This window comes from Eudoraea algarum (assembly GCF_050589645.1).
In the GTDB taxonomy this organism is placed as follows: Bacteria; Bacteroidota; Bacteroidia; order Flavobacteriales; family Flavobacteriaceae; genus JBNGOQ01.
Window position 1 is genome coordinate 482,103 of the sequence record NZ_JBNGOQ010000001.1, and the last position, 7,352, is coordinate 489,454.

Sequence of the window (7,352 nt, forward strand, 5' to 3'; positions counted from 1 at the left end):
TATGATGAAAACCATTAAAATCCATTTCTTAGGGGCTTCTGGAGTCGTAACCGGTTCCAAATTCTATTTGGAGACTCCCGAGCTCAACATACTGGTAGATTGTGGGATGTTCCAAGGTTTGAAGGACCTTCGGAACATGAACTGGAACCCCTTGCCCATAAATGTCGAGGAAATAGACCTGGTCCTATTGACCCATGGTCACTTGGACCATATCGGATATTTGCCCCGATTGGTCAAAGAAGGGTTCAGAGGGGAAATAATAGGTACGGCCCCTACTTTGGCCATCACCAGGATCATTTTAAAGGACAGTGCCAAGATCCATGAAGAGGAAGCGGAAAAGGCCAATAGGGAAGGGTACAGCCGTCACCATCCGGCACTACCTCTCTATACGCGGGAAGACGCTGTGGAGACCTTTAAATTCCTCAAGGCCCAAAATAAGGACGTTTGGGTTGCCGTAACGGAGAACATCCGATATCGATTCCGGTACAACGGCCATATCTTGGGGGCCACTTTTATCGAATTGGAAATCTTTGGAAAACTATTTGTTTTTTCAGGAGATGTGGGGAGAAGGGAAGATTTGCTATTGGCCCCTCCGGAGCGACCGGAATGGGCTGATTATTTGTTCGTTGAAAGTACGTACGGCAATACGCTGCACCCGGATGAAGTGGTTGAGGAGACGGTGATAGGACTTGTTCATAAAACGGTTCATGAACGCGGCAACCTGATTATACCTTCGTTCGCCGTTGAACGTTTACAATCCTTAATGTATTTGTTATGGCGGTTGTACAAAAAAAACCGTATTCCCAACATCCCCATCTTTATTGATAGCCCTATGGGAGACAATGTATTGTCTGTTTTTGAGCATTTCCCTCACTGGCACCAATTGCCCATGAACGAATACCATGCCATGTGCAATCATGTCAATATCGTAAGTTCCTACAGGGAAACCTGGGAGACCATTGATGATCCAAGACCTAAAATAGTGATCGCAGGAAGCGGAATGGTCACTGGCGGACGCGTGCTGACCTATTTGAAACAATGGATAGATAATGCTTCCACAACCGTTATGTTGGTCGGTTACCAGGCCGAAGGTACCAGGGGCAGGAAGTTGTTGGATGGGGCTCATGAATTGAAGCTATTTGGTAAACATCATCCGGTAAAAGCGAACATTGTGCATCTGGAAAGCTTGTCCGCCCATGCGGACCAGTCCGAACTATTGCATTGGTTGGGGGGCGTAAAAAACATTCCTGAAGCGGTTTTTCTGGTACATGGGGAACCCCCCGCTTTGGATGCCTTTGGCAAAAAGATCAAGGAGGTATTTGGTTGGAACGTACATATTCCGGCACTACATCAGGTTTTGGAAATAAAGGTGTGATTTTCGGACCTATGAAGCTCATTTTAGACAATGATATCTTCAAAGTTAGGGTTTAAGGCATATTTAGGGGTTATTACCGTTTCATTTCTTTTTGCTTTTCCACCAATCCTTTAGCTCCACTACTTTGTGGTCGTCATAGGAACTGCAAATGTATAGTTCATTTGGGTAGGCCTCTTTTTTCCGATAGACTTCTATTATCGAAATGGCATGATTTCCGATGGTCATGTTCTTGGAATCCGGTATAAATGAGGAAATAACCCGCGTAACACACTTTGCTTTTTCTTTGGATTCGATTTGGGAAACAAGGAATTCAAGTTCGGACTCCGTAATCCAATTTTCACCGCTTTGCCCCATAGTAGTTAAAACATTCAGTTCCGTGTCCATAGTATCCTCTGCCTTTAACTCTTTCAAAAAATCCAGAACACTTATTTTGGACATTATTATCCATCCGTTTTCGTTTTTGTAGGATTTCTGCTTGTGAACCAATTCTTTTTGCTTTGATTGTTCCGATCTTACGTTTTCGCCTTTAGCATGATGCCTACAAGCGTAAAGAACTATTAGTAACATCAAAATGGATCCGCACCTGATCATATTTCGTCCGAGATTATTCGCATAGTGATTACGGGCCTAAGATAGATTAGTTAGAGCGATTGTCCAATAGGGATATCCATATGATGACCAAAATCATTGTACCCAGTTTGGGGAGCAGCTACCTTTGTTAGGTTATAGGAACAAGTCCGCATTAGGTATGCGCCCTGTATTGTGGGCGTTTCTTTGGCATCACTAAAACCTGTAAATCATGACCGGGGCCATTTTTTTCTCGAGTAAGTACGGCAGCACAGCGCAGTACGCCCGTTGGATCGGTGAGGCGACCGGCTTGCCCGTGTTCGATATTAAGGATGCCAAGGCCGATCCAGCGTCCTACGATTTTCTGATTTTGGGTAGCCCCATATTGTATTTCAGGCTCAGCATCCGCAAATGGGTGAAAGGGCATTTGGCTGGCTTGGGCGGCAAACCCATATGCCTCTTTTCGGTTTCCGGGGCTCCTGCCGGGCCCAAACTGGATGGGTGGATCGCTAAGAGTTTGCCCGAAAGCTTTATCAAGAAAATGCACCATGTTGCACTTCGAGGAAGGCAAGTGCCTAAAGAGCTCAGCTGGTATGACCGTATGATGCTGAAAATAGGTGCCATGGCCAATAGGGATCCGGAAGCCAGAAAACAAGAGCTCCATGGATTCGATTTTGTGGACAAAACCAGTATCGCACCGATCCTCAAATGGGTACAGCAATGGCAAGCCAGTCAGATGTCGTCCTAGCTCCAGCTACCTTTTAAAAATTTCCCTCAAAGATGCCACGCCAGGGCCATATCTTTACTATACTTTCTGGCTATGTAACCAAAATGCGAAATAGGGGTCTATAGGGTAATTCTAAACAAATCCCTATGCACTACGCTGTTAAAAAATGCCTGCCCTTGCTCGTACTTGCCCTGATCCCATCGCTTTCCTTTGCCCAATGGTTGGATGATTTTAAAGCCCATACCGCCTACCTGGCATCGGACGCCTTAAAAGGGCGGGGCACCGGGAGTGCGGAAATTAAGCTTGCCGCGGCATACATTGCGGAACAGTTCAGGCAAATAGGCTTGCAACCACAGGCCGATGGATCCTATTACCAGTGGTTCCATGTTCCGGACTACACCGAAAAGGAAGCCAACGTTATTGGGATTATCCCGGCCGCCCAACCTACCGATCGTTCCATGGTGTTTACCGCCCACTATGACGCCTTGGGCACTTCAGAATCGGGCGGGGAGGAAGATGGTATTTATAACGGAGCCCGGGACAATGCCGTTGGCGTGGCCGCTTTGATCGAATTGGCACGGCAGTTTATGGAAGAGGAAGGGCCACGACAGCACCTGGTCTTTATCGCAACGGCCGCAGAGGAAATAGGTACTCATGGAAGTCGCTTTTATGTTGAAAACCCGGTTTTCCCCCGGGATGAAATTACCTTGTGCATAAATATTGATGGCTTTAATATCTCGGGGCCCAGGGCGGACTATTTTGTTATGCCGCGCCAGGGGGTCGATTTCTTGGATGAGATCCAATCCGTCGCCGCGACCCTAGGATGGGTCTATAATCCGCCCGATTGGATAGATGGGATGAACACGAATTTTGATACCGCTTCCTTTCTGGCAAAGGGGATCCCCGCTTTTACTTTATGGACGGGTGCCCAGTTGATAGGGGGCGGGCAGGCCGAACCCATTCCATTTGGAAGAATCCATAGTCCGGAGGACGAGATCAACGAGCATTGGAACTGGGAGGGCGTGGAAGCGCATTTACGATTATACAAACGCATAGCGGATTATTTTTTGGAACGGCCAAACGGCATCACGGTGACCGATCCGCAACTATTTGTTCACGAATAGGGGGAAGTTGGGCCTTGTCTTGGCTATTGCTTTGGCACAAAGAGAAGCTCGTAGTAATTGGACAGCTGACGTAGCTGCTGGGCCACCAGGTCGGGTTCGTTCAGTGCTTTGGATACTACATAGGCCCCTTCGAAGATGACCGTAAAGAGATCGGCCAAGGACGAAATATCCACCTCTTGTTGCATATCGTATTCCTGGCGTACCTCGGAGAGCAAGCGCACCAAGGTGGTCCTCCATTGCAGAATGGCGCTGGAAATGGGTTCCATGACCTTCGGATCAAATTGATTGGGCTCATAAGTATAGGAGGCGTACAGGCAACCGGGGTAGGGCTCCGTGAGCCCTGTCATCATATCGATAAACAATTGTACAAACTGCAGCAATCGCTCTTTGGGATCGGTCTTGAGGTGTTCCGTTTGTTCCAGGGCCGATTCCAAAGTGTCGATATCCTCCTTGGCAAATTCTTCGATCAGGGCCTGGGCCAGGACGTTTTTGGTCTTAAAATGATAAAAAAATGCCCCTTTGGTGATACCGGTCCGTTCCAAAATTAAGTCGATGCTGGTCCCGGAAAATCCGTTTTGCAATACCAGGGCCCGGGACTGGGCCAGGATTTTATTGCGTGTTGGTGTGCCATCTCTTCCCATACTCCAAAGATAAAAAATTTAACCGACTAGTTGGTATAGTAAAAAATATTTTTATATTTGTACCATCTAGTCTGTATAAATAAAAAATTATTAGCTTTTAAAACAATTGATTATGGAAAATTTCTTTTCGCAATTACCATCTCCCATGGAGATACTTTTAGACCCCATCTCTTTATTCGTCTATGCCCTATTTGGAGGGCTCATGCTCTGGGAAGCACTCTTCCCGGCCCGCAAACTGCCCAAAATAAAGTTCTGGATACTTAGGGGCGTGGCCTTTTTTGTGGCCTATGTGCTGCTAACCACCTATATCCCCCTAGTGTGGGACGACTTTTTTGCCTCCTATCAGCTGGTAGATCTCAGTTCCTTAAACATCTTTGCACAGGTGGTTTTGGGCGTGGTCCTGTTTCAACTGGTGCAGTACGGTTGGCATATCAGTATGCACAAATCCGATTTTCTCTTTAGGGTATCGCACCAAATGCACCATAGTGCGGAAAGATTGGATGTGCCCAGCGCCTTCATCTTTAGTCTAAACGATATGATAGGACTGTCCCTGGTAGGCTCCATTACCTTTGCCCTACTCATGGGCTTGGCACCACAGGCCATTACCATTATTATATTGACATTGACCTTTATGGGAATCTTTCAGCATGCCAATATTAATACGCCCAGGTGGTTGGGGTATATTATTCAGCGCCCGGAGAGCCATACCATACATCACGCAAAGGGCATACACGCGTACAATTATTCCGATTTGCCCTTGATAGATATCGTGTTCGGGACCTTTAAAAACCCGAAAACCTATGAGCACGAAACGGGATACTATCTCGGTGCGTCCAGTAGGATTTTGGAAATGTTACGCTTTAAGGACGTATCCAAACCCAAGGAAGAGGTCTAAGCACTTTCTGAACCAAAAAATTAGTGTCCCGCAAAAATCTTTTTTGCGGGACACTTAATTATACGCTGGTATGGGTTGATTGGGCCTTTCCCCATGGGACTTACATTGCTGCTTAAGCCGTAATCACATTGGTCAGTTTTGGGTCTTTATTCCTTAGATCCAACCCCCCTTCCAAGACGGATTTCAAGTTGGTCAGGTAAAAGATCCAGCCTCTGGAATCCCCTACAAAATGATTCATCATTGAAGTTTCATCCGTGGGAAGGTCGTTTTCCAGCAGTTCTACTATAAGTGTACCAACATCCTTGTAAAGGGTAATGGTGACAGGACACTTCAGAGAAAATGTGAAGGCAAAAACATCTTGCCCATTGGCTTTGAGGATCGTTCCTTTTTCAACAACACTGTCTGGATAACCGTGCCAATACCATTCGTAGGTGTCCCTGGCGGCCAAAAGGCTGCTTGGCTCTTTTGATTTTCCCTTCGGATCTTTGAACAAGGCTTTTCTCAAAAACCAGGACTCCAAACCCTCGGCCGTAGCAATAGCGCGATAGGCAGTTTGGATATCCGAATTGATATTGACACGTAGTTTAAAGGCGCTCCACTGATTTTTGTCCATAACGTTTCTATTTTAGTACCTAACAAAGCTATTGGGAATGAACGACTTTGATTTATCGAAAATTGAGAATTTAGTTTTCAGTGAACCGGCGATATTCGGTCGGACTTTTGGAGAAACGCCTTTTAAAAAGGGTGCTGAAAGAGGAGACACTTTCAAAACCTACGCGATGACATATTTCCGAAATGCTCAGCGTACTATTTTTTAATAGCAGTTCAGCGTTTTTAAGTCGCGTTTTTATTAAAAATTGATGGGGCGTAATGCCAAAGGCTTGTTTAAAAAGGCGAAGAAAATGATAGTTGTTCAGCATGGCGATATCGGCTAAATGGTCAATACTGATCGGTTCCCCATAGTTGTGCTCCATCCAGCGTTTTGTTACGGACAGCTTTTTGTAGAGATGTATTTGCGTGTTCTTTTTGACAACAGAGAGATTCGAGGAATATGAAATTGCATCGTAGTTCTCATGGATCAACTGATCCAATATGGATCGGACAACCATATCGGTCTTTAAGGCATGAAAGGAAGCACAACTGCTACTAAGGGCGATTAAAATTTCCAAGTGGTTTTTCAATGTGGAATTCATGATGTGGATATGCTCTAGGAGGGCGTAATCATGAATGTTGATTTTATCGGGGAGCCTCTTTTTATTTTGAGAGAACATGGTCTGGGAAACGAGATCGGAAAGCTTGGGGTTGAACCCTAGGATGACCAGCCTGCTGTTAGGGGAAAGTTTAAAGGACAGTTTACTGCCTCTGTTCACTATCAAAAAACTACTTGTATTTAGTGCTATTTGATGGTCGTTGATGTTGAAATGTCCTTTTCCGTTCAACAGGGATATGATGCCCAGACCGGTGTAGTGCGTTTCGCAATGAAATGGACCTGAAGTGCTTAGCGTGGCAAGGACATGGTCTGTGTAGACCGGTATTTTTTTTCGGTTGCGTGTAAGCTCGGACAATGGCAATACTTTCATGTGAAACCGCTTTTTGGCCGGGGTGCCCGTCCAAATTACGGAGAAAGATGCCAATTTCAAGTATTGATTATGCCCAAAAAGGGGTGATTTGAGGGTGTTTCGCTTCCTAAAAACCGGGAACGAGCCAAAAAAAGTGAAGAATAGGGCGAAAACCGAAAAAATATCCGCGGCTAGGGGAAAAACTTATCAAAAAGTATTCATAAATTCGCAGTTCCAAAAGTTGGGCCCCGTAGTTCAATGGATAGAACAGAAGCCTGCCTGCGTGCCGATTCAGTAAAGCCCTATAGTTCAAGGGATAGAACAAAAGTTTCCTAAACTTTAGATCCAGGTTCGAGTCCTGGTAGGGCTACTACGGCAGGCAGGTTTCCTAAACTTTAGATGCAAGTTCGATTCTTGCCGGGGCTACGAAGTAGGCGTGGCAACAGCGCGCAGCGCTGTGGAGC

General features: G+C 45.9%; 8 protein-coding genes and 1 tRNA gene. 5 read left to right on the plus strand and 4 right to left on the minus strand.

Features of this window, described 5'->3' with window-relative positions:
- The first annotated feature begins 1 nt into the window (after window position 1).
- Window positions 2-1,375, plus strand: a complete 1,374-nt coding sequence (locus tag ACRD67_RS02185) for an MBL fold metallo-hydrolase RNA specificity domain-containing protein (protein WP_430965394.1) — start codon at window positions 2-4, stop codon at window positions 1,373-1,375.
- An 81-nt stretch (window positions 1,376-1,456) separates the two neighbouring features.
- Here the strand turns inward: ACRD67_RS02185 and ACRD67_RS02190 are convergent, their stop codons facing one another.
- The gene (locus ACRD67_RS02190) at window positions 1,457-1,813 is read right to left on the minus strand and encodes a hypothetical protein (protein ID WP_430965395.1); all 357 of its coding nucleotides are present in this window, start codon (window positions 1,811-1,813) and stop codon (window positions 1,457-1,459) included.
- A 361-nt stretch (window positions 1,814-2,174) separates the two neighbouring features.
- Between ACRD67_RS02190 and ACRD67_RS02195 the strand changes: the two genes are divergently transcribed.
- Window positions 2,175-2,690, plus strand: coding sequence for a flavodoxin domain-containing protein (locus ACRD67_RS02195; protein WP_430965396.1), 516 nt, complete (start codon window positions 2,175-2,177; stop codon window positions 2,688-2,690).
- Between the two features lie 125 nt (window positions 2,691-2,815).
- Window positions 2,816-3,793, plus strand: a complete 978-nt coding sequence (locus ACRD67_RS02200; RefSeq protein WP_430965397.1) for a M20/M25/M40 family metallo-hydrolase — start codon at window positions 2,816-2,818, stop codon at window positions 3,791-3,793.
- A 23-nt stretch (window positions 3,794-3,816) separates the two neighbouring features.
- Here the strand turns inward: ACRD67_RS02200 and ACRD67_RS02205 are convergent, their stop codons facing one another.
- Window positions 3,817-4,434 (minus strand): TetR/AcrR family transcriptional regulator, encoded by a 618-nt coding sequence (locus ACRD67_RS02205; protein WP_430965398.1) that lies wholly within the window; start codon window positions 4,432-4,434, stop codon window positions 3,817-3,819.
- A 112-nt stretch (window positions 4,435-4,546) separates the two neighbouring features.
- Here ACRD67_RS02205 and ACRD67_RS02210 point away from each other — a divergent pair, with 112 nt between their 5' ends.
- A complete protein-coding gene (locus ACRD67_RS02210; protein WP_430965399.1) occupies window positions 4,547-5,329 on the plus strand; it encodes a sterol desaturase family protein in 783 nt (260 codons plus the stop codon).
- 112 nt (window positions 5,330-5,441) lie between these two features.
- Here the strand turns inward: ACRD67_RS02210 and ACRD67_RS02215 are convergent, their stop codons facing one another.
- The gene (locus tag ACRD67_RS02215; protein WP_430965400.1) at window positions 5,442-5,942 is read right to left on the minus strand and encodes an SRPBCC family protein; all 501 of its coding nucleotides are present in this window, start codon (window positions 5,940-5,942) and stop codon (window positions 5,442-5,444) included.
- 70 nt (window positions 5,943-6,012) lie between these two features.
- Entirely contained in the window at window positions 6,013-6,909 is an 897-nt protein-coding gene (locus tag ACRD67_RS02220; protein WP_430965401.1) for a helix-turn-helix domain-containing protein, read from the minus strand.
- Between the two features lie 277 nt (window positions 6,910-7,186).
- On the opposite strand from ACRD67_RS02220, the gene ACRD67_RS02225 reads away from it, so the two are divergent.
- Window positions 7,187-7,258, plus strand: a tRNA-Arg gene (locus ACRD67_RS02225).
- The last annotated feature ends 94 nt before the right edge of the window (window positions 7,259-7,352 follow it).